Source organism: Mesorhizobium sp. M6A.T.Cr.TU.017.01.1.1 (assembly GCF_004023115.1).
In the GTDB taxonomy this organism is placed as follows: Bacteria; Pseudomonadota; Alphaproteobacteria; order Rhizobiales; family Rhizobiaceae; genus Mesorhizobium; species Mesorhizobium mediterraneum.
The window spans coordinates 20471-40530 of record NZ_RZTA01000050.1; the positions used below are offsets into that span (position 1 = coordinate 20471).

Annotated in this window: 19 protein-coding genes and 1 tRNA gene; 10 read left to right on the plus strand and 10 right to left on the minus strand. The window is 62.5% G+C overall.

Annotation, left to right across the window (positions count from 1 at the left end; all coding sequences use genetic code 11):
- Positions 1-131: 131 nt before the first annotated feature.
- Entirely contained in the window at positions 132-830 is a 699-nt protein-coding gene (locus EOB36_RS17380) for a type 1 glutamine amidotransferase (protein ID WP_127206439.1), read from the minus strand.
- An 87-nt stretch (positions 831-917) separates the two neighbouring features.
- Here EOB36_RS17380 and EOB36_RS17385 point away from each other — a divergent pair, with 87 nt between their 5' ends.
- The 3 genes from EOB36_RS17385 (at position 918) to EOB36_RS17395 (ending at position 3808) form a co-directional block, all read left to right on the plus strand.
- On the plus strand, positions 918-1565 hold the full coding sequence (locus EOB36_RS17385; RefSeq protein WP_126103631.1) for a hypothetical protein: 648 nt from the start codon (positions 918-920) through the stop codon (positions 1563-1565).
- Positions 1566-1596: 31 nt separating this feature from the next.
- A complete protein-coding gene (locus tag EOB36_RS17390; RefSeq protein WP_128285331.1) occupies positions 1597-2331 on the plus strand; it encodes a 16S rRNA (uracil(1498)-N(3))-methyltransferase in 735 nt (244 codons plus the stop codon).
- 103 nt (positions 2332-2434) lie between these two features.
- A complete protein-coding gene (locus EOB36_RS17395) occupies positions 2435-3808 on the plus strand; it encodes a glutamate--cysteine ligase (protein WP_128285332.1) in 1374 nt (457 codons plus the stop codon).
- Positions 3809-3831: 23 nt separating this feature from the next.
- Here the strand turns inward: EOB36_RS17395 and EOB36_RS17400 are convergent, their stop codons facing one another.
- On the minus strand, positions 3832-4575 hold the full coding sequence (locus tag EOB36_RS17400) for a class I SAM-dependent methyltransferase (protein WP_164897540.1): 744 nt from the start codon (positions 4573-4575) through the stop codon (positions 3832-3834).
- A 259-nt stretch (positions 4576-4834) separates the two neighbouring features.
- Between EOB36_RS17400 and EOB36_RS17405 the strand changes: the two genes are divergently transcribed.
- Complete coding sequence (locus EOB36_RS17405) at positions 4835-5926, plus strand: DUF937 domain-containing protein (protein WP_128285334.1); 1092 nt, start codon at positions 4835-4837, stop codon at positions 5924-5926.
- Positions 5927-6067: 141 nt separating this feature from the next.
- Here EOB36_RS17405 and EOB36_RS17410 read toward each other — a convergent pair whose 3' ends face one another.
- A complete protein-coding gene (locus EOB36_RS17410; protein WP_095483982.1) occupies positions 6068-6358 on the minus strand; it encodes a DUF1127 domain-containing protein in 291 nt (96 codons plus the stop codon).
- Positions 6359-6589: 231 nt separating this feature from the next.
- Between EOB36_RS17410 and EOB36_RS17415 the strand changes: the two genes are divergently transcribed.
- The 3 genes from EOB36_RS17415 (at position 6590) to EOB36_RS17425 (ending at position 10372) form a co-directional block, all read left to right on the plus strand.
- Positions 6590-7546, plus strand: coding sequence for a LysR substrate-binding domain-containing protein (locus EOB36_RS17415; RefSeq protein WP_127289240.1), 957 nt, complete (start codon positions 6590-6592; stop codon positions 7544-7546).
- 68 nt (positions 7547-7614) lie between these two features.
- Entirely contained in the window at positions 7615-9180 is a 1566-nt protein-coding gene (gene xseA, locus EOB36_RS17420; RefSeq protein WP_126103637.1) for an exodeoxyribonuclease VII large subunit, read from the plus strand.
- 58 nt (positions 9181-9238) lie between these two features.
- Entirely contained in the window at positions 9239-10372 is a 1134-nt protein-coding gene (locus tag EOB36_RS17425) for a P1 family peptidase (protein ID WP_128285339.1), read from the plus strand.
- A 93-nt stretch (positions 10373-10465) separates the two neighbouring features.
- Here EOB36_RS17425 and EOB36_RS17430 read toward each other — a convergent pair whose 3' ends face one another.
- From EOB36_RS17430 to EOB36_RS17450, 5 genes are all read right to left on the minus strand, one after another.
- Positions 10466-10720, minus strand: a complete 255-nt coding sequence (locus tag EOB36_RS17430) for a DUF768 domain-containing protein (RefSeq protein WP_095483559.1) — start codon at positions 10718-10720, stop codon at positions 10466-10468.
- A gap of 636 nt (positions 10721-11356) precedes the next feature.
- The gene (locus tag EOB36_RS17435; protein WP_128285335.1) at positions 11357-12112 is read right to left on the minus strand and encodes an ATP-binding cassette domain-containing protein; all 756 of its coding nucleotides are present in this window, start codon (positions 12110-12112) and stop codon (positions 11357-11359) included.
- Complete coding sequence (locus EOB36_RS17440) at positions 12105-13166, minus strand: ribose ABC transporter (protein ID WP_095483557.1); 1062 nt, start codon at positions 13164-13166, stop codon at positions 12105-12107. Before EOB36_RS17440 ends, EOB36_RS17435 begins: the two co-directional genes overlap by 8 nt.
- A 101-nt stretch (positions 13167-13267) precedes the next feature.
- On the minus strand, positions 13268-14248 hold the full coding sequence (locus EOB36_RS17445) for an ABC transporter substrate-binding protein (RefSeq protein WP_095483556.1): 981 nt from the start codon (positions 14246-14248) through the stop codon (positions 13268-13270).
- Between the two features lie 468 nt (positions 14249-14716).
- Positions 14717-15622, minus strand: a complete 906-nt coding sequence (locus EOB36_RS17450) for a sugar-binding domain-containing protein (protein ID WP_128285336.1) — start codon at positions 15620-15622, stop codon at positions 14717-14719.
- Positions 15623-15899: 277 nt separating this feature from the next.
- On the opposite strand from EOB36_RS17450, the gene EOB36_RS17455 reads away from it, so the two are divergent.
- On the plus strand, positions 15900-16805 hold the full coding sequence (locus EOB36_RS17455) for a tagatose-bisphosphate aldolase (protein WP_128285337.1): 906 nt from the start codon (positions 15900-15902) through the stop codon (positions 16803-16805).
- Positions 16806-16955: 150 nt separating this feature from the next.
- Positions 16956-18425 carry an ROK family protein gene (locus EOB36_RS17460; protein ID WP_128285338.1) on the plus strand — a complete coding sequence of 490 codons (1470 nt, stop codon included), beginning with the start codon at positions 16956-16958 and terminating at the stop codon, positions 18423-18425.
- A gap of 47 nt (positions 18426-18472) precedes the next feature.
- On the opposite strand, the gene EOB36_RS17465 is transcribed toward EOB36_RS17460, so the two are convergent.
- Together EOB36_RS17465 and EOB36_RS17470 are read right to left on the minus strand one after the other, a co-directional pair.
- Positions 18473-18549, minus strand: a tRNA-His gene (locus EOB36_RS17465).
- A 451-nt stretch (positions 18550-19000) separates the two neighbouring features.
- A complete protein-coding gene (locus EOB36_RS17470) occupies positions 19001-19459 on the minus strand; it encodes a phasin (protein WP_095483553.1) in 459 nt (152 codons plus the stop codon).
- 252 nt (positions 19460-19711) lie between these two features.
- Here EOB36_RS17470 and EOB36_RS17475 point away from each other — a divergent pair.
- On the plus strand, positions 19712-20060 hold a 349-nt coding region (locus tag EOB36_RS17475), incomplete at its 3' end, for a hypothetical protein (protein ID WP_164897541.1).

The following is a 20060-nucleotide window of genomic DNA, read 5'->3' on the forward strand; positions in this document are numbered from 1 at the left end:
GCGGTTGCACGGAAGATGCAGAGCGCGTGCCTTCTAGGGTGGCGGCCGGCCACAAGCCAAGGACGAAACAAGCTGTCCACAGCGGATTTTTGTCAGCGTGCCAAATATGCAACGTCGGCCCTGACAAGCCGTCAGATCGTCGCCACCCAGGCGCGGGCGATGGCCAGCCCGGCGGCATCCGCATCCGCTCCGTTGCGGGCCATTTCGTCGTCGAGCCGGTCACTCCAGTCAGGATGCCGCTCGGCTATGAGCGGGGCAAAGGACCTGCTCCAGTCGCGGACCATCGGCCGGTCCGCCTCGAAATGGAACTGAAAGCCATAGACGGCGCGGCCGATGCGAAACGCCTGGTTCTCGGCGACGTCGTTGCCGGCGAGCCGCACAGCGTTTTCAGGCAGTTCAAAGGTGTCATCGTGCCATTCGAAGATGGGGAAATTTTCGGGTAGCGCGCCGAGCACCGGATCGGCCTTGGCGGCCGGAGTGAGCGAGACCTTATGCCAGCCGAATTCCGAGGCGCCGCCGATCCGGTTCTCGCCGCCAAAGGCGCGCGCGACCAGTTGGCTGCCAAGGCAGATACCGAGAACGGCGCGATCCTTGTCGGCGAAATCGCGCGTCAGGTCGAGCAACCCCGGAAAATACGGGCAAATCTCGTCGTCCAACGCATTCTGGGCGCCGCCGAGCACGACCATGGCGTCGTGCGCATCGCTGTCCTGCGGCAGCGTCTCGCCACAATAGGGCCGGCGCAGATCGATGTCGGCACCCGCCTCGACAAGAGCTGCGCCGATCTGGCCAAGGCCCTCATTGTCGAAATTCTGGACCACCAGCACCCGCATTGAAAAACCTGCTGACATGAAAATGATGCGACGAGCGATATCATGCCGTCATCATTCCAGCCAAGATGCGTGTCCGGGGAGAAAGCTATGCCACTGCAGAACCGCGTAGACCCGTTCGGCGTCCTCCATGCCGTGCCGGAGCGCGGCCTGTTCATGGGCAACCGCGGCATCATCCATGACCCCGAAACGAAGACACTGCTGAAAAAGCGCTGGGCGCTGCATGCCTGGATCATCTGCGTCTGCGAATTCCGCGATGTGCGGCGCGAGCCGATGGGCCGCAACAGGCCAGGGGGAAAACCCGGCTGGACCGAATTGTTTTTCCTGGACGAGGTGACCGCGCTCTCTGCCGGCCATCGGCCCTGCTTCTTCTGCCGGCGCGAGCGGGCCAGAGATTTTGTCCAGCGCTTCGGCGTATCCTTCGGCATTGCCGAGCCGCGCGCACCGCAGGTCGACAAGCGGCTGCATAAGGAGCGGCTCGCCGCAGGTGGGCGGGCACCCGTAGTATCCGCAGAAGACCTTGCCGGGTTGCCGGACGGCGCCATGGTTGCGGACGGCGGCAGCGCCTATGCGATACGGGGCGGCGAGGTATTGCGCTGGTCGTTCGCCGGCTATGGCGAACCGGTGGGGTTCGGCGGTTTTGCAGGCCGTCCAATTCGCCTGCTCACGCCGATAACCACCGTTTCCGTGCTGAGGCAAGGCTACGAGCCGGTTTGGCATCCCTCGGCCGAGACTTGACGCCAAGAGCCGGCTCGCCCATTCCTCGGCGATGCGCGCCAATTACAAGATGCAGCGGCTGTTCGTGCCGGACGACCTCGGACCGGATATCGAGTTCGAGGCGAGCCCGCAGCAGGGCCACTACCTGATGCATGTGCTGCGGCTCGGCGAGGGCGCCGAAATCCTGTTGTTCAACGGCCGTGACGGCGAATGGTCGGCGGCAATCGCCGCCAGATCCAAGAAGGCGGTACGCCTGAAGGTGCTTACCTTGCAGCGGCCGCAGCCGCCGCTGCCCGATCTCGTCTATTGCTTTGCGCCATTGAAACAGGGACGGGTCGATTATCTGGTGCAGAAGGCGGTCGAGATGGGCGCCGGCGTCCTGCAGCCGGTCATCACCCAGCACACGCAAGTGGCAAAGCCCGGCATAGAACGCCTGCGCGCCAATGTCGTCGAGGCTGCCGAACAATGCGGCATCCTGGCGGTGCCGGACGTGCACGAAGCGGAAAAGTTCGAACGCCTGCTGACAGGCTGGGACAAGGAGCGGCGGTTGATCTTCTGCGACGAGGATGCCTCGACCAACAATCCTCTGCCCGCGCTGCAAGCGGTGCGGGAGAAGAAGCTCGGGCTGCTGGTCGGGCCTGAAGGCGGGTTTTCCGACGAGGAACGAAGGATGCTGAGGGCGCTGCCTTTCGTAACCGCCATCCCGCTCGGTCCGCGCATCTTGCGCGCCGATACGGCTGCAGTGGCGGCACTGGCGGTGATACAGGCGACGGTCGGGGATTGGTGATCAATTCCAGTTACCCTGTGGCTCAGGATTTTTCGCTTGATCGTCTACTGACATTTCGTCCATCTAGCGCCGGCGGTCGTCCGGCCGCTGCAGAGGACTTGTAATGGCGCGCGACACAACCGATTTCCGGCCCATCGAAGGCGTCGACGAGCTTGTCGAGCATCTGGCCGAAGGCAACAAACCGCGCGACAAATGGCGCATCGGCACCGAACACGAGAAATTCCCGTTCTATGTCGACGGCAATGCGCCGGTGCCCTATGGCGGCGAGCACGGCATCCGCGCCATTCTCGAAGGCATGCAGGAAAAACTCGGCTGGGATCCGATCATGGATGCCGGTCGCATCATTGGCCTGGTCGAGCCGACCGGCCAGGGCGCGATCTCGCTGGAGCCCGGCGGCCAGTTCGAGCTGTCCGGCGCGCCGCTGGAGACGATCCACCAGACCTGCCGCGAAGGCAATGCACATCTGGCACAGGTGCGCGAGATCGCCGAACCGATGGGCATCCGCTTCCTCGGCCTCGGCGGCAGCCCGAAATGGTCGCTGGCCGAGACGCCGAAAATGCCGAAATCGCGCTACGAGATCATGACGCGCTACATGCCCAAGGTCGGCACCAAAGGCCTCGACATGATGTACCGCACCTGCACCATCCAGGTGAATCTCGACTTCGAGAGCGAGGCCGACATGCGCCGCAAGATGCAGGTGTCACTGAAGCTGCAGCCGCTGTCGACGGCGCTGTTCGCCAACTCGCCCTTCACCGAGGGTCGGCCCAACGGATTCCAGAGCTGGCGCGGCGACATCTGGCGCGACACCGACAACCAGCGCTCGGGCCTGCTCGAATTCTGCTTCTCGCCCGACTTCGGCTTCGCCGACTATGTCGGATGGGCGCTCGACGTGCCGATGTACTTCGTCATCCGCGACGGCCACTACCACGACATGACGCACGTCACCTTCCGCCAGTTCATGGCAGGCGCGGCCCGCAACGAGATCCCCGACGGGCTGCCGACGATGGGCGATTGGGCGAACCATCTGTCGACGCTGTTTCCCGACGTGCGATTGAAGCGTTTCCTTGAAATGCGCGGCGCCGATGGCGGACCGTGGCGGCGCATCTGCGCGCTGCCGGCCTTCTGGGTCGGGCTGCTCTATGATGCGGCGGCGCTCGACGCGGCCGAGGCGCTGACCTCGAGCTGGAGCTATGAAGAAGTGCTGGCGATGCGCAACGCCGTGCCGGAGCGGGGCATTTCGGCGCCGTTCCGCAACACGACACTGCGCGAGATCGCCCGCGACGTGCTCGTCATCTCGCGCATGGGGCTGAAGAACCGCGGCCGCAAGAACCGCGATGGCTACGACGAAACTTCGTTCCTCAGCACACTGGACGAAGTCGTCGCACGCGGCACCACCAGCGCCGAAGAGCTGCTCTCCGCCTATCATACGCGCTGGGGCGGCTCGATCGAGCCGGTGTTCATGGAATATGCGTATTAAGGGTTTATGTCGGAGGAGGCGACTTAGCGTTTCCCGAATTTCTTTAAAGCTGCACGGAGACGCCCCGCCAAGGTCAATTCGACGGCCCCGCCAGTCATGATTTCCTGCGGCCGAGATCCGAACAAATCCGAACCGGCCAGGCGGGCTTGCGATGGCGTCTTGCGAATGATGATCTGATAACCTCGCCGCAGCTCCTCGAACTGGCCTTCTATCGACCCAAGGAACGCATCGATGCCAGCCTGCGGCCGATCCGCGGCAGGTCGATCCGGCATCCAGACATAGTCGTCCAGAATCATGATGCCGCCCGTTTCCAGAATCTGCCAGGCCAGCGACGCATCGGCAAAGCTGCTGGCGGCGTGGTGGTCGCCGTCGACATAGACCAGCCCGAATGTCCGGCCTTCACGACGAAGCTTCGGCAGGATTTCGATCGATAGTCCCTTGAGCTTCTCCAGCCTGCTTCCGAAGGGAGCGAGATTCTTGTCGAACCTTGATTCGACGGAACTCATATCCGCTTCATACTCAGAACCGCTCGTCACGTGTTCCTTGCTCCCGGCGAATGTGTCGACACAGCAAATCTTCGACCGTTTGAAAAACGAAAGGAAAAACACAGCCGACAGACCCTCGAACGAGCCTATCTCAAGTATTTCAAGATCTCTGTTCTTGATAGCCTTGAACAAGCGCTGCCATTTCGGGATATGCGTAGATGTCCAGTCATGCGAGAAGGACTTTTCGGCAAAGTAATCATGATGCATGGTCGGCTCGATCAAATACCGGGTTGCCCTCCTTTTCGTTCTCGCATCGTTTCGGAGCCCGGAGCAAGACGCAATGACCACCTGACGCTGATGGCGTGACGGATCCTCAGATCCGCCATGTCGGAGGGCACCCGTGCACACCGATGTCAGAACTTCATTCAGGATGTTTGAAGTTCCGTAAGGCGATGGAGCACGCACGCTTGCGGTGCCCCCCTTCAACAAACGTGGGAAACGGTCTAGGTTTCTGCAGGCGCGGATTTTCGAGGAGAAACCAATGCCTTCCTTGTTCGACATTCTGACGCAGGCGCAGAACGGCAACGGCATGCAGGCCCTGGCCCAACAGTTCGGGCTTTCGCAGCAGCAAACGCAATCGGCGGTCGAGGCGCTGCTGCCGGCCTTTTCACAGGGGCTGAAGCGCAACACGTCCGACCCTTACGGGCTCGGCTCGTTCATGACGGCAATGGCCAGCGGCCAGCACGCCAAGTATTTCGAGGACGCGAGCTGGGCTTTCTCGCCGCAGGGCGTCGATGAAGGCAATGGCATTCTGGGGCATCTGTTCGGCTCCAAGGACCTGTCCCGCGCCGTTGCCAGCCAGGCTGCGCAGGCGAGCGGCGTCAGCCAGCAGGTTTTGCAGCAGATGCTGCCGGCGGTGGCTTCGATGGTGATGGGCGGCCTGTTCAAGCAGACCACAAATCAGATGCAGGCAGCAGGCGGATTCGGCGGCGGCAGCAATCCGCTCGGCGAGATCATCGAGCAGATGATGCGGCAGGCCGGTGGAGGCGCACAGGCGCCGGCACCACAGCAGCGCCAGGCGCCGCAGCCTGCAAGCCCAGCCGACAATCCGCTTGGCAAAGTGCTGCAGGACATGTTCGGCGGTGGCGCGCAGCAGCCGCAACCCCAACAAACGCAGAACCCCTATGGCGACAATCCGCTCGGCAAGGTGCTGCAAGACATGTTCGGCAGCGGCGCGCAGCAGCCGCAAGGCCAGCCACAGCAGACGCAAAACCCCAGTGGCGACAATCCACTTGGCAAGGTGCTGCAGGATATGTTCGGCGGCGGCATGCAGCAGCCGCAGCAGACCCAGCCGCAGCAGGCACCCAATCCCTATGGCGGCGACAATCCGCTCGGCAAGGTGCTGCAGGATATGTTCGGCGGTGGCGCGCAGCAGTCTCAGCCGCAGCCGCGTCAGGCGCCCCAGCAGCGCCAGGCGCCGCAGCCGCAGGCCAGCCCAAGCGGCAGGCCACAGAATCCGTTCGACGACTTGTTCGGCAAGATGTTCGAGACAGGCGCGCAGCAGCGCGACGATTACCAGAAGGGCATGGAATCGATCTTCGATCAGTTCAAGCGAGGCATGGATCGGCGGTAAACTGACGAGCCGGCCGATGCCTGATCTTCAGGGCCGCCCAAAAGAAAATGCCCGGTCCTTGTGAGAACCGGGCAGTGTGCAGGCGGGCCGGCGGGGAACCGGCAGGGAGTGGGCGCCTGCGAAATCCTACAGCGCGCCCCCTTAGGCCACCTTGCGGGCAAGATCCTCGATCGTGTCCATGCGATCGGTCGCGATGACGCGTAGCCTTTCGGTCGGATCGCGGCCAAACGGCACGTCGATAGCGACATGCAGGTCGGCGCGCGTGAGGCCGATATCGGCGAGTTCGGAGTCCGACATCTCGCCAAGGCGATAAAAGGCGCGGCGGTTTTTCCAGGCGCGGTAGACGTTGGAAATGGCATTGGCCGCGCGCGTCGCAATAGCCGGACGCGACGTGATGCGCGAAGTCTCGGTGGCGAAGTCGAACGTAGCCATATCAGCCTCCTTCATATTTGAACGGACGAAACGGGGCGATCGGCGCTGGCAACAGCGGCCGTTCCGGTCCCGATCCACGTAGAAGATGCACGTCGTCGTCCCAAAAACGGTGACCACTTAGGCGACATGCACTGCCTTGATGTGGACAATGCTGAATCTGCCACCGCTTGATTGATTAATCCAACGAATGTTTCTAATCTTTAGCATCAACACTAATGATGGATTGGACCGATGAAAGCGCCACTCGATCTCGATCAGTTGCAGACCTTCGTCTCAATCGTCGACACCGGCAGCTTTACCCGCGCGGCGGAAGAGGTGCATCGGACGCAGTCGGCGGTGTCCATGCAGATGCGCCGGCTGGAAGAACGGATCGGCAAGCCGCTGTTCGAAAAGGACGGGCGCACCAACAGGCTGACCGAGGATGGCGACAGGCTGCTCTCCTACGCAAGACGGCTGCTGTTCCTCAATCGGGAAACGCTGGCCGCCTTCGACGACCGGCGGCTCGAAGGCACGATCCGCATCGGCACGCCGGACGACTATGCCGATCGCTTCCTGCCCGAGATCATGGCCCGCTTCGCCCGTTCCAATCCACGTGTCGAGCTGACGGTCATCTGCGAGCCAACACCCGGGCTGGTCGACCATATCAAGCGCGGCAATCTCGATCTGGCGCTGGTGACCCACAATGACGCGCACGGCCAGTCGGAAGTGGTGCGGCGCGAACCGCTGCTGTGGGTCACTTCGGCCAACCACGCGACACATGAGCAGGACACATTGCCGATGGCTTTCGGCCGGCCGAACTGCATCTGGCGGCGGGCTGCTGTCGACGTGCTCGACCGGCAGAACCGCGACTACCGCATCCTGTTCACCAGCTTCTCGGCCACCGTCATCACAGCTGCGGTGCTTTCCGGCCTGGCGATCTCGGTGCTGCCGGAATGTGCGCTGCGGCCCGGCATGCGAGTTTTGGGCGACGCCGACGGGTTCGGCGCCCTGCCCGATTGCCGCATCGGCATCATGCGCGGCCAGACGTCGCGGCCGGAGATCGTCGACGCGCTAGCCCGTCACATTTCGGAAAGCCTCGATAATATTTCCGTGCCGCTCGGCGAAGAGACGGGAAGCTTCGACTTCGCCGCACTCGCCTTTTCGAAGATGAAGCGGAACAAGCCGAACCAGATCTTGCCGGGCTGGTGAAGGACCCGGGGGTCGGCGCTGAGCACCTACGGCTTGACGCGGACGCACAACCGCCCCCCAATCGGCCAATGAGCGACGCAGCATCCGAATCACGCACCAACGCCACCGAATACACGGTGAGCGAGATTTCCGGCGCGCTGAAGCGCACGGTCGAGGACGTCTTCGGCAATGTGCGGGTGCGTGGCGAAATATCCGGCTATCGCGGGCCGCATTCCTCCGGTCATGCTTATTTCTGCCTGAAGGACGACCGCGCGCGGCTCGACGCCGTGGTGTGGAAGGGCACGATGGGCCGGCTGAAATTCCGCCCCGAAGAGGGCATGGAGGTGATCGCCACCGGCAAGCTCACCACCTATCCCGGAAAGTCCAACTACCAGATCGTCATCGACAATCTGGAGCCGGCTGGCGCCGGGGCGCTGATGGCGCTGCTGGAAGAGCGCAAGCGCCGGCTGCAGGCCGAAGGCCTGTTCGATGCCGGCCGCAAGCGCTTGCTGCCGTTCATGCCGCGCGTCATCGGCGTCGTCACCTCGCCGACAGGCTCCGTCATTCGCGACATCATCCACCGCATCAAGGACCGGTTTCCGCTGCATGTGCTCGTCTGGCCGGTGCGGGTGCAGGGCGAGACGACGGCCAAGGAAGTGACCGCCGCCGTCAACGGCTTCAACGCGCTGGCGCACGATGGCGTCATCCCGCAGCCCGACCTGTTGATCGTGGCGCGCGGCGGCGGCAGCCTCGAGGATCTTTGGGGGTTCAATGACGAGGCGCTGGCTCGTGCCGTCGCCGCCTCGCGTATTCCGGTGATCTCCGCTGTCGGCCATGAAACGGACTGGACGCTGATCGACCTGGCGGCGGATGTGCGGGCGCCGACACCGACGGGTGCCGCCGAGATCGCCGTGCCCGTGCGCGCCGACCTCGAAGTGACGCTTGCCGGCCTTGGTGCGCGGCTCAAGACCGCGGTATCGCGCAATTTCGAACGCAAGCGCCAGGCGGTCCGTGCCGCCGCCCGTGCACTGCCTTCGCCCGACCAGTTGCTGGCGCTGCCGCGCCGGCGCTTCGACGAGGCGACGAGCCGGCTTGGCCGGGCGCTGTCCGTCAGCGTCCAACGCAAGCGAGCTAGGCTTCAGGCACAGCGGCTGACGCCGGCCACTCTGTCGCGACGCATGAACGAGGCCCGTACATTGGCCGGCCGCGATCTCGCCCGCGCGCAAGCGGCGTTCTTCGCCATCGTGCGCGAGCGACGAACGCGGTTTTCGCGCGCCGCCGCACGGCTGTCGCCCGCGCCGATCGCAAGGCGGCAGAAATTGCAGGTAGATATCTTGGCGGCACTGTCGCGGCGACAGGACCGGATGATTTCGGTGCGGCTCGAACGCTTGCGCGGGAAACTGACCCAGGCCGACCGGCTGCTGGCGACGCTGTCGCATAAGGCGGTGCTGGCGCGGGGCTTTGCCTTGGTGAAAGACGCCGACGGTGCGGTGATCAAGCAAGCGGCGGAAGTGACGTCGGGCATGGCACTTTCGCTGGAGTTCGCCGACGGAACCGCCGATGCGGTTGCGACCAGCGGTGCCGCACGGCCGAAAACAATTGCAAAGCCGGCCGCCAAAGCCAAGGAGCCTGGCAATCAAGGCTCTCTGTTTTGAGTGGCCATTATTTCCGAGCGCCCATGAATTCTGAGCGCGCATGACTTTCTGAATGGCAATGACCGACAATCATCACCAGACGACGCCTTCCGGCAAGCCGCGCGCTCGAGCCTTCGGCATAAGTTTTGACGGCACGCCCGGACCGTTCAACGCCATCACCGATGTGCCTGGCGTTGCAGTCGGTTATTCGACGCTGATTTCGGGCGATGGTGCGCTGGTGGTCGGCAAGGGACCGGTGCGCACCGGCGTGACCGCTATCCTGCCCAGACCGCACGCAGATCTCGCCACGCCGGTCTTTGCCGGGATCTTCAGCCAGAACGGCAATGGCGAATTGACCGGCTCGCACATCATCGAGGAGACGGGTGCCTTCAATTTCCCGATCACCATCACCAACACGCACTCCTGCGGCGTTTCACGCGACGCGACGCTGCACTGGATGCAGCGCGTGCTACCGGCCGCGCTCGACAGCGCCTGGGGCCTGCCGGTGGCGGCGGAAACCTACGACGGCTTCCTGAACGATATCAACGGCCACCATCTCAGGTTCGAGCATGTTGCTGCGGCGCTCGATGGCGCGACCAGCGGATCGATCGAGGAAGGCAGCGTCGGCGGCGGCACCGGCATGATCGCCTTCGGTTTCAAGGCCGGCTCCGGCACGGCATCGCGCATCGTCGAATGGCAAGACCAGCGCTACACGGTCGGTGCGTTCGTGCAGGCGAATTTCGGCAAGCGGAGCAATTTTACCATTCGCGGCCTGCGCGCCGGGCCCGATCTCGTGGAACCGGCGATCCGCGAAAGCACGCCGCGCGCCGAGAAGGGTTCTATCATCGGGATCGTCGCCACCGATGCGCCGTTCCTGCCGCATCAAGTGAAGCGGCTGGCCCGCCGGGTGCCGCTCGGCGTCGCCATGACCGGCGGCTTCGGCTATCATAGCTCGGGCGATATTTTCCTGGGCTTTTCGACCGCCAACCGCGAGGCGGCATTGGCGCCGTCAGGCCGCATCGCCAGCGCCGATTTTGTCCCGGATAGCGAGATCGATCCGTTCTTCGACGCCGTGATCGAAGGCGTGGAGGAAGCGATCCTCAATGCGCTGGTCGCCAATGACGACATGACCGGGCGCGACGGCAATTTCGTGCCGGCGCTGCCGAAGGCATGGCTCGAGGGCAGATTCGATGCAAGTCGTCAGGGGACGTAAGACTGCCTGGCGCGTCACACGCGCCGCACCGGTCTTGCATATGGTTGAGCCGGGTCAATAATGCTTTCCCCGGCCTTTCGCCGGGTCGGCAGATCACCCGGCAGGCTTGTCCGAATTCTTTTCGTCCTGGTCGGCCTCAGCCGCCTCTTCCAGCTTCGACGCTATAAGCTCCTTGATATCGCCGACCTCTTCCTGGATATCCTCCAGCGGTATGCCGGCCTCAGCCGCCTTGGCGGCACATTCCCTGGCGAGTGTCTCGGCTTGCTTCTCGATCCTGTCCGGCGAGGCGTGGCAGTGGACCTTTTCGCCGATCCATTCCTGCAAGAACTCGATCGCGTGTTCACTCATACTGCTGTTCCCTGGCGGCTGCGCCGGTTGGTAATCATAAACGCCGGTATCCCCGGAAAGATGCACGCTCCCATTCCAACCGAGTCGTCGTCACCCGGCAAGCCGATCTTGCCCAAGCTCCACAGAGCTGAAGGAAATCGAAGGTTCAAGGAGCACATTCTAATTCTTGAGGAGATTCTATTTTCTTGGGAGATTGGCACCGTTGGCTGGGGTCAAGTCCCGGATCGCGCCGTTGTTTCTACTTGCTTTTTTCCGGTATTCCAGTCAATTTGTATGACAATAGGTGTCATAATACGTAGCACGTTTGCGGCGCCGTTCGCTGCGCAACCCTAGGGTACGCGGCCAAAGCCGCCGCTATATAGTGACATCCTCAGGCAATGTCGACTCTGCTCGCCATCCTGCTTATTTCCACTGCGCCGAGCGTCTCTGGATGGCATTTTGTCATCGTTGGGGGCGAGCATATTTCGCCGGAAATCGACCGGGCGCATTGAGATGCTGAGCGGCTAGGCGCGGTAGCTGTGCCAGCGATCCTGTCGCGGTCGCTTCTCGCCGGAGAATTGCCGGCTTGGCCGGCTCGCCACCCGGAAAGCTGATTTGCTCGGGAAGTGCGTTGTTTCAGCAATCGAAAATATCGGCCTATCCGCCAACCATGAGCTTGACGACTTCGTCATGGTTGGTTTCCGAGATCTTGCGCTCGCCGGCCTGAATGCCTCGGCGCAGCACGACGATGCGGTCGGAAACGGCGAAAATGTCCTGCAGATTGTGCGAGATGAAGATCACGCCTCGGCCTTGCGCCTTGAGCTGGTGGATGAGCGAAATGACCTTGCGCTGCTCGGGAACGCCGAGGGCCGCGGTCGGTTCGTCCATGATCAGTATCTGCGCGTCCCAATAAACGGCCCGGCCGATGGCAACGGCCTGCCGTTGACCGCCCGAGAAATTGCTGACCGGCGCGTCGAGCCGACTGACATGGAAATCCAGCCGGCCCATGGTCTGCTTGGCGGCAACCGCCATGGCCTTGCGATCGAGCACCGGCAGGAAGCCGAAGGCCTTGCGCATGGGTTCACGGCCGAGAAAGATATTGGCGCCAATGGACAAATTGTCGGCGAGAGCGAGATCCTGATAGATGGTTTCGATGCCTTTTTCGCGCGCCTCATGCGGCGTCGCAAATGTCACCGGCTGACCCCTCAGCAGAATTTCACCGCCCGTCGGCTGAAAGACGCCCGATATCGCCTTGATCAGCGTCGTCTTGCCGGCGCCGTTGTCGCCCGCCAGGGCCACCACTTCGCCGGGCCGCACGACCATGGAGAAATCGTTGAGCGCGCGGACGGCGCCGAAGTGCTTGGAGAGGTTCCGGACTTCCAGGAGGGGGGTGGTTTGGGCTGGGCTATTCATCCTGACGGGCTCCACTGAACCGGCGCTGCGCCTGGTCGATGAGAACGGAAATGATGATGACGAAGCCGACGGCGATGAATTGCCAGAACGGCTCGACATTGACGAAAACCAGTCCGTATTGGATGACCGCGATCACCAGCGCTCCGGCGACCGTCCCGAAGATGGTGCCGGATCCGCCGAACAGGCTGGCGCCACCGATCACGACGGCTGCGACGCTGTCGAGCAGCAACGGCTCGCCGGCCTGTGCCGCGCCCGCAGTGAAGCGCGCTGCATAGAGCGCGCCACCGAGGCCCGCGCACATAGCCGAAAGCACATAAAGACGCAGGGTATGCCCCCTGATGTCGATGCCGGCACGACGCGCCGCCTGCACATTGGCACCGATAGCGTAGTTGTGCTGACCGAATCGGGTCTGGCTCAGGATGTAGTGCATCACGACAACGAAAACGGCGGCGATGATGACGAGATAAGGCACGCCGTAGAACCTGCCGTTGCCGAGCAGCGCGAACCAGGAATTCTGGACCGGCACCGTCGTGCCGCCGGCCAGCAGGAAAGCAACGCCGCGCGCCACGCCGAACATGCCAAGCGTGCCGATAAAGGGCGGAACTCTCAGGCGCGAGATCAGCAAGCCGTTGATGACACCAGGCAAGCCTGCGACAATCACGGCCGCTAGAATACCCGCCAGCATTGCCAGTGGCAGCGGGATTACGGCTCCCGCCATGTTCGTAGCGTGGGCCGCAACGACGGCCGCAAGGCCCATGATGAAGCCCAGCGAGAGGTCGATGCCTCCCGAAATGATGACGAATGTCTGTCCGGTCGCAAGCAGCAGCGGCGCCACGGCAAATATCGCGATGGACTGCACGTTGAACGGATTGAGCACGAAGGTCGCGCCGAAGGAGAGCCTCGACCAAACCTCGAAACAGATGATCAGGCCGGCGAGAAACAGCCAGGCGCGCCCTTCAGCGATGCGTCCGAGCCAGGTCCTGGCCGGATCACCATGGTCGGCCTGAGGGGCGACATGCGTTTCGCTTTGCTCGATTGGTGATGTTGAGGTCATTGATATATCCGATCCGCGGCGCGGCCTCCGTCAACGGGGTCCCAGAGACCCGGCGCAGATCTCCTCCCGGCACGCCGGAAGGAGATCAAGCTGGTTTGGACTCATTCGGAATAGAGGTACTTTGAGATGTTCGGATCGGCGATGTTCGACTTGTCCATGATCGTGAAGCCGGTGCCGATCGCAACCGGGATCGACTGGCCTGTCAGGTGGGCATAGGCCGAAACGACACCAAAATAGCCGATCTCGGCCGGATGCTGGGCAATCGCCACGTCCACCAAGCCGGTGTTGATGTTGTCGACGATGCTGGTCGGCGCGTCGAACGCCACGACCTTGATGGTGCCGGTCTGCCCAGCTTGCTGGACGCCATTCGCCGCGCCGAGCGCCGAGAACAGATTTGCACCGAACACGCCAACGAGATCGGAGTTGCGCGCGAACACAGCCTGCAGCTGCGAGGCGGCCTTGTTGGCGTCGTTGTCATTGAACTGGGTTTCGAGGACGGTGATGCCGGGATGATTGGCCGCCATCTCCTTCTTGAAGCCCTCTTCACGCTGATCGGTGGTCGAAATGCCAGGCTTGACGTTCGAAACGTAGACCTTGCCCTTGTCGCCTATGGCCTTGGCCAATGCCCGGGCGGCGATCTCGCCGCCGAGAATGTTGTCCGAGGCGATATAGGACAGCGGGAAATCCGCCTCGCCGGCACCGGTCTGATAGACGCCGCTGCCGATGAAGGTGTCGACGGTGATCACCGGGATGCCGGCATCATTGGCCTTGCGAAGCGGCTCGACCAATTGAACCTTGTCCGTCGGCGCAATCAGGATAGCGTCCGGCTTCTTGGCGATGACCGCGTCAAGCACGGGGACTTGCGTCACCGGATTGAAATCCGGGGCGCCCTGGAAAACCAGGGTCACGCCAAGGGCATCGGCCGCCGCCTGGGCTCCCTTGCGCATGGTAATGTAAAAGCCGTCGGTGGTAAGGCCGGGGACGAGAGCAACGGTGAACTTCTTGTCCTGCGCCAAAGCGGGCGTGATCAGCGCCGTTGCGCAGATGGCGAGAGCCGCAAGGGCGGCAACAATCTTCTTCATAACATCCTCCTCATAATGTTGGCAGATTTGCCGTTGCGATTGACATTGACATGGCCGTCAATCCGTTCCGGCTACGTGAAATGCTGGCGGCGAGAAACGGGTTTCGCCTGCTTGCTGTTATGGGCAGCTTCCTCCCGAGCGCCCCCCAGTCGTTAGATCAGCCAGTCGAAACCCGACCAGCCTGATACGCGCAGTCCCGTTCCTAGCCTCCGCAAGGTCGAAGGAATAGCGCCGCTCGGCGCACATGCGTGCCTAGCCGCAAAGTTGTAACACTTTGCTGAAAGAAATTGCAACCTGGTATTTCTTGGCTGGAAACGCTTTCAAACCGGACGACATTTGTCTGCTCCGCAGAGCCCCTTACGCAGACTATTGCCCCAACGCTTTGACGGCACAACTGATGATTTCACGGCGGTGGGCTGGCGAGCCACGTTTGGGATCGATCAGGTGTGCCGATCGGCGCGCCCGCCTCTATTGAGGCAAGAGAGCCTCGAGAATGGCCTGGGCAGTCTTCGTGTCCGTTACCAGAGCATTGATAAGCCTGGCGCGGACGGCACCGATAATGGCGGTCGCCTTCTCCGGCGAGGCGGCGACACCGATCACCAGGGGGACGGCTCGAAGCTGGGCCGGCGACATAGCGATCATCCGGCTCTCCCCTTCCCACGGGATAAGGGTACCTTCGGCGTCGAAATAATGCCTGATAACGTCTCCAGCCGCGTGGAACAGTGCCTGCTCGCTCAGCGTGGCCGCGCTCGCCTCGGGCGGATTGATGGCATGAGGCAGGCCGATGCCGACGATCGCGACGTCGGTCCGGTCCCAAAGCGCGACGCTGTCGCGGATGGCCGCATCGCCGAGGAAGACGTCACGCAATTCGGTGGATGGCAGATAGGGCGCATGGATGAAATGCGGCGTGCCGCCGAACTCTTCGGCGGCGAGCCGCACAAACTCGTTGATCTGAAAATGCGGCGCCTGCTGCTGCATGCCGCCGGTGGCAGCGACGGTGAGAACGCCGGAAATGCGCGGCAGGCCTGCCCGGATCACCTCGCGAATGGCTCGCCCCCAGCCAATGGCGATCACCGAGCCGGCCGTTAGTTCCGCTTGCTTGAGCAAGGCGCCGAGCGGCGCAGCGAGCGCCGTCAGCGCACCGGCTGCCGGCGTTTCGATGACTGCCGCGTCGCGAAGTCCCAGCCCTTCGACCAGCTGCGTGGTGATGCCTTCGGGCGTTGCAAGATCGAGAACCTCGATCCGCACGATGCCCTCCGCCCTCGCCCGCTGCAGAAGACGCGATATGGTCGCGGTGGAGACACCAAGCCGCCGCGCGATATCGACCTGCGACATCTCCGCTTCGTAGTGCAGTTTGGCGACCGTATGCAGCATCGTCCGCGATGCGGCGGCTGCATCTTGTGCGGGAGGGACAGGCAGCTTGCAATTCCTTTCAGCAATGTGTTACAGACCCATCGACGGATGGGAGTTATCGCGCAAATTCGGCTGACTCGCAATGTGGGCCCGTTTCCACGGGCCAAGGCCAAATTTCTCGGTCGATAGCGCATCAAAGCGGCAAAAACTCGCTGCCGAGAGGCAGTTAAAAACTGAACCTTTCTTGTTCCACGGATCTGCGCCCTGGTGAATGGGCGCCAACATCGGACAGAAGACCATGACAAAGATGACGACCGCAGAGTTGCGCGGCTACCAGCAGATATGCGGCAAGGATGGGGCCATGATGGCCATCGCCTGTGACCAGCGCGGCGGCATGCGGACCTTGCTTGCGTCTGACCCTGCAGAACAGGCCAAGATCACCAACGACATGCTCGGCGACACCAAGTCGGACATCACGCGATACCTCGCCAGCCAGGCATCCTGCGTGCTGCTCGACCCGCTCTGCGCGGTGCCGCGGGTTGTCGATGAAGGGGTGCTGAACCGAGATACGGCTCTGCTCATCGGCCTCGACGCCTCAGGCTTCGACGTCTCGCCCGCCGGCTACCGCCTGTCGCGCCTCGTTCCCGACATCGACGCGCGCCGCGTCCGCGAGCTCGGCGGCACCGGCGGCAAGATCATGGTCTATCTCAGGGCTGACAGGCCTGAGGCGAATGAGCACAATATCGCCATTCTGCGCCAATGCATCGCCGACTTCGCGCAAGAGGACCTCCTGCTTGTCGTCGAGTTCCTGACCTATCAGGTCGAAGGGGAAAGCCTTGAAGACTATACGGCCAAGATCCCCTGGCTAGTCGAAGAGGGCACCCGGATTTCGCTGGAATGCGGGGCAAAGGTGCTCAAGCTTCCTTATCCCGGAACGCCGGAAGCCTGCGCAAGGATCACCAGCATGGCCGGCCAAGTGCCATGGGCGGTCCTCTCCGCCGGCGTCAACCACGCAACCTTCCTGGGCCAGGTCGAGATCGCGATGAAGAACGGCGCGTCAGGCGTCATCGCCGGCCGGTCGCTGTGGAAGGACTGCATCTCGCTTGACCGTGACATTCAGCGGGAAAGGCTTAAGACCATCGCAGTGGCGAGATTGCGCGAGCTTCAGGCGGTGATCGGAAACTACAGGCAGAAAGCCGCTTAGCCGTTCGGCGTTCACACCAGGCACGCACGGGACGTCATGCCTCAGACCATGATCCCGAAAAGTGGGGACCGGTTTTCGGAAAAGATCATGGTCAAACAGCAAGATAGAGCCCCATTTCGATTTAGTCGAAATGGAACCGGCTCTAGTTCGATGGCCATAGGGATCGATATCGGCGGCACTAATCTGCGCGCCGCCCGCATTTCCGGCACAGGCGAAATCCTCGATCGTATTTCCGAGAAGAGCGCGCCGGATCCGGAGCTTGTGCTCTCCCGGATCGCCGAAATGGTGCGCCGGCTCGATTCTCCCGAAGTTGCCGCCATCGGCATCGGCGTCCCCGGGCGCGTCGATGCCCGGCTTGGCGCGGTCTTGTCCGGAGGCTACGTCAACCTCGCCTCGATCCCCCTGGCGCAACGACTGGAAAGCCTGGCAGGCAAGCCCGTCTTGATCGACAATGATTGCAACATGGCACTGGTCGCGGAAATGGCTCTCGGCGCCGCCAGAGGCCATGAAAGCATCGTCATGTTCACGATCGGGACCGGCATTGGTGGTGCCGTGGCTCTAGATCGGCAGATCGTCCGCGGCAAGGGGACGGCTGGGCAGCTCGGCCATATCACTGTCGACATATCAGGCGAAGCGTGCGTCTGCGGCCGGCGCGGCTGCGTTGAAACCACCAGCTCAGGCACCGCGCTTGGCCGTCACATCGCGCGGGCAGGCCTCGGTCCGGATGTTTCGGTCGATCAGCTTTTTGCCCGGGATGCGGGCGGTGACACGCTGGCGCGCGGCATACTGGAAGCCTGGGCCAGGCCGCTGCGTGCGGCAATCGATTCGGCCGTGGCCATGTTCGCCCCCGATCTAGTCCTGCTCGGCGGCGGACTTGGCCTGGCGGCCCACAGGGCACTTGCCAACGCCCCGGCTTTGGCTCCCTGGTACCAATGCCCGGTGGAACCGGCGCAACTCGGCGACGACGCCGGCGTCATCGGCGCCGGTCTGCAAGCGCTCGCCGCCGAGGCGACGGTCACGCAGGCGTCGCCGGTGTCCCTGCCGTCCGCTCGGCTCGATCCCGGCCGGCGTGCCGTGCCCACCAGGCGCGCCGTGCTGGTCAACGGCATCCCTGCCAGCGGCAAAAGCACGGTCTCGCGCGGTATCGCCGACCGGATGGGATGGCCGTTGCTCACGCTTGATACGGTCAAGAACCCGTTCCTCGAGGCGCTCGGCGGCGGCGACCGTGAATTCAACCGTACGCTCGGCCGCGCCAGTTACGAGGCGATCTGGTCGATCGTCGGCGAAGCTCCGGCGGGCACCACAGTTATCGTCGATGCCTGGTTCGGTTTCCAGCCGCGCCAGGTGCTCGAGGATCACCTGCGCAGGGCTGGCGTCGAGCAGACCGCCGAAATCTGGTGTCACGCGCCCGGCGAGGTTCTGGCCGAGCGCTATCGCGCACGGCTCGACCAGCGCCCCGCCGGCCATCCCGGCGCGGCCTACATCCCCGAACTGATCGAACTGGCCAAGCGTGCCGCGCCGCTGCGGCGCGGACCGCTGTTTGACGTCGACACGACCAAACCGATCGCTTTCGATGCCATCACGCAGTGGCTAAAGGCGACGATTGCGGCTGACACATAGGCAGCGCAGCCACCCTAACAAATTCAGTGATTTAACCGACAAGCCGATGGTACCGTTGGCTGGGATCGAACCAGCGACCTCCGGATCCACAATCCGGCGCTCTAACCATCTGAGCTACAACGGCACGTTTGCCCGAGCGGGATCGAGATGGACCGTTCATTCTCCGGGACCCGCTCTGTCGTTCGGCGATGCGTCCATACGGGCTATCGGAGTTTAATTCAAGGCTTTTGGCCGCGCATGACCCCGAAAATCAGAATCGATTTTCGGGAAGGATCACGCGCAAAATCCAAAGTTCTACGCTGTCCTGTGCGCCTCCAAGAGGACGCGCGGTGCTGTAGGCAAAGATCGCTCCGGCAACGGCGTCGCCTTTTTCGCCGGGCAAAGAAAAAGGCCGGCGGGAGGAGGTGCCGGCCTTTTCCTGTTACGAGCCAGCGGGAGGAGGTGCTGGCTGGTCACCCCGGAGAGCAGAGGGAGGAGGTTCCACCCACCGGGTATTTCGCTTGACCACTATATTTCACATAATCCTATTCGAAGAAATGCGACCTTTTGTTGCATCTTCGAAATATGCGCAAATATTAGGCGGCCTTAATTTCCTTCATCGCCTTCTCAAAGGCGGTCTTTATCGGCTTGGAGACGTCTTCGGCCGCCTTGGAGGTGACGGTCTGGAAATCCTTTGCCTGCTCGACGGCCATCTCGACGCGCTTGCGCAGGAATGCGGTCTGCAGCTCGACGACTTCCGACAGCGACTTGGCGCCGATCAAGGCTTCGAAATGCGAAAAGCCAGCTTCGGTATTGGCGCGCAGAGCAGCGATGGTCTTGAGCGACAGGTCGTTGGAAACGGTCTTGGCGGTCTCAAAGGTCGACTCCAGAGCCTTCTGGGTCTCTTCCGCACCGGTCTTCAGCTTGGCATAAGCCTCTTTCGACTGCTCGACGCCCTTTTCGGCGAAAGCGCGGATCTGGTCGGTGGCCTTGGAAGCATCGAAGCTCGGGAATTCAACGTTTTCGATCGTTTCAGCAGTCTTGGTCCTGGACATTTTCCATCCTTTGCAGTGGCAGCGGCTTTGACAGAAAGCCGTCTCGTTCATGTATGATGGCAATATAAAGGCAATTTTTGTGCATTGCAATATCATTGTTGCAGTGCACCATAAAATTCTTTCCCTGCGTTAACCACGAGCCCAGAGATTCCAGCGGTTGCACGCTATGGCTTGTGGACCTTCGCGCCGTCGGCTTTTATTAACAAAACGTTAACTGGAAAATTGCCCGTTCCGTGAGGGTCCGCCAAGCGCATGCCGTCCGACAACTACTCCTTCCTCGACGTCGCCGTGCTCGACGCGGTCCGCCAGCGCTTTGCCGCCGGCGACGCGATCGCCCTTCTATCGGCAGACCTCGAACAGGTGATCTGGGCAAACGGGCCAGGGGCGGCAGTGTTCGGCTACCCCGACATCGAGGCCATCATCGGCGCCTCGACAGGGCTGCCGCTGATCGCCAGGCGCCAGATCATGGCGACAAGCGGTTTTCCACAGATCGGCCGCGACCGCGCCATCACGGTGCGGCTGGCAACCGGCCTAACCAGCCGCGCGGTTGGCTTTCTGGCCAGCGCCGTGACCATGCCTGACGGCGAAAACGCGATCATGC

Coding starts and splice junctions, on each gene's coding strand:
- EOB36_RS17415 (WP_127289240.1), top strand. CDS start 6,590: ATGAAAGCGCCACTCGATCTCGATCAGTTGCAGACCTTCGTCTCAATC.
- EOB36_RS17385 (WP_126103631.1), top strand. CDS start 918: ATGCCACTGCAGAACCGCGTAGACCCGTTCGGCGTCCTCCATGCCGTG.
- EOB36_RS17430 (WP_095483559.1), bottom strand. CDS start 10,720: ATGAGTGAACACGCGATCGAGTTCTTGCAGGAATGGATCGGCGAAAAG.
- EOB36_RS17410 (WP_095483982.1), bottom strand. CDS start 6,358: ATGGCTACGTTCGACTTCGCCACCGAGACTTCGCGCATCACGTCGCGT.
- EOB36_RS17425 (WP_128285339.1), top strand. CDS start 9,239: ATGACCGACAATCATCACCAGACGACGCCTTCCGGCAAGCCGCGCGCT.
- EOB36_RS17445 (WP_095483556.1), bottom strand. CDS start 14,248: ATGAAGAAGATTGTTGCCGCCCTTGCGGCTCTCGCCATCTGCGCAACG.
- EOB36_RS17395 (WP_128285332.1), top strand. CDS start 2,435: ATGGCGCGCGACACAACCGATTTCCGGCCCATCGAAGGCGTCGACGAG.
- EOB36_RS17440 (WP_095483557.1), bottom strand. CDS start 13,166: ATGACCTCAACATCACCAATCGAGCAAAGCGAAACGCATGTCGCCCCT.
- EOB36_RS17390 (WP_128285331.1), top strand. CDS start 1,597: ATGCGCGCCAATTACAAGATGCAGCGGCTGTTCGTGCCGGACGACCTC.
- EOB36_RS17460 (WP_128285338.1), top strand. CDS start 16,956: ATGGCCATAGGGATCGATATCGGCGGCACTAATCTGCGCGCCGCCCGC.
- EOB36_RS17450 (WP_128285336.1), bottom strand. CDS start 15,622: ATGCTGCATACGGTCGCCAAACTGCACTACGAAGCGGAGATGTCGCAG.
- EOB36_RS17455 (WP_128285337.1), top strand. CDS start 15,900: ATGACAAAGATGACGACCGCAGAGTTGCGCGGCTACCAGCAGATATGC.
- EOB36_RS17405 (WP_128285334.1), top strand. CDS start 4,835: ATGCCTTCCTTGTTCGACATTCTGACGCAGGCGCAGAACGGCAACGGC.
- xseA (WP_126103637.1), top strand. CDS start 7,615: ATGAGCGACGCAGCATCCGAATCACGCACCAACGCCACCGAATACACG.
- EOB36_RS17470 (WP_095483553.1), bottom strand. CDS start 19,459: ATGTCCAGGACCAAGACTGCTGAAACGATCGAAAACGTTGAATTCCCG.
- EOB36_RS17435 (WP_128285335.1), bottom strand. CDS start 12,112: ATGAATAGCCCAGCCCAAACCACCCCCCTCCTGGAAGTCCGGAACCTC.
- EOB36_RS17380 (WP_127206439.1), bottom strand. CDS start 830: ATGCGGGTGCTGGTGGTCCAGAATTTCGACAATGAGGGCCTTGGCCAG.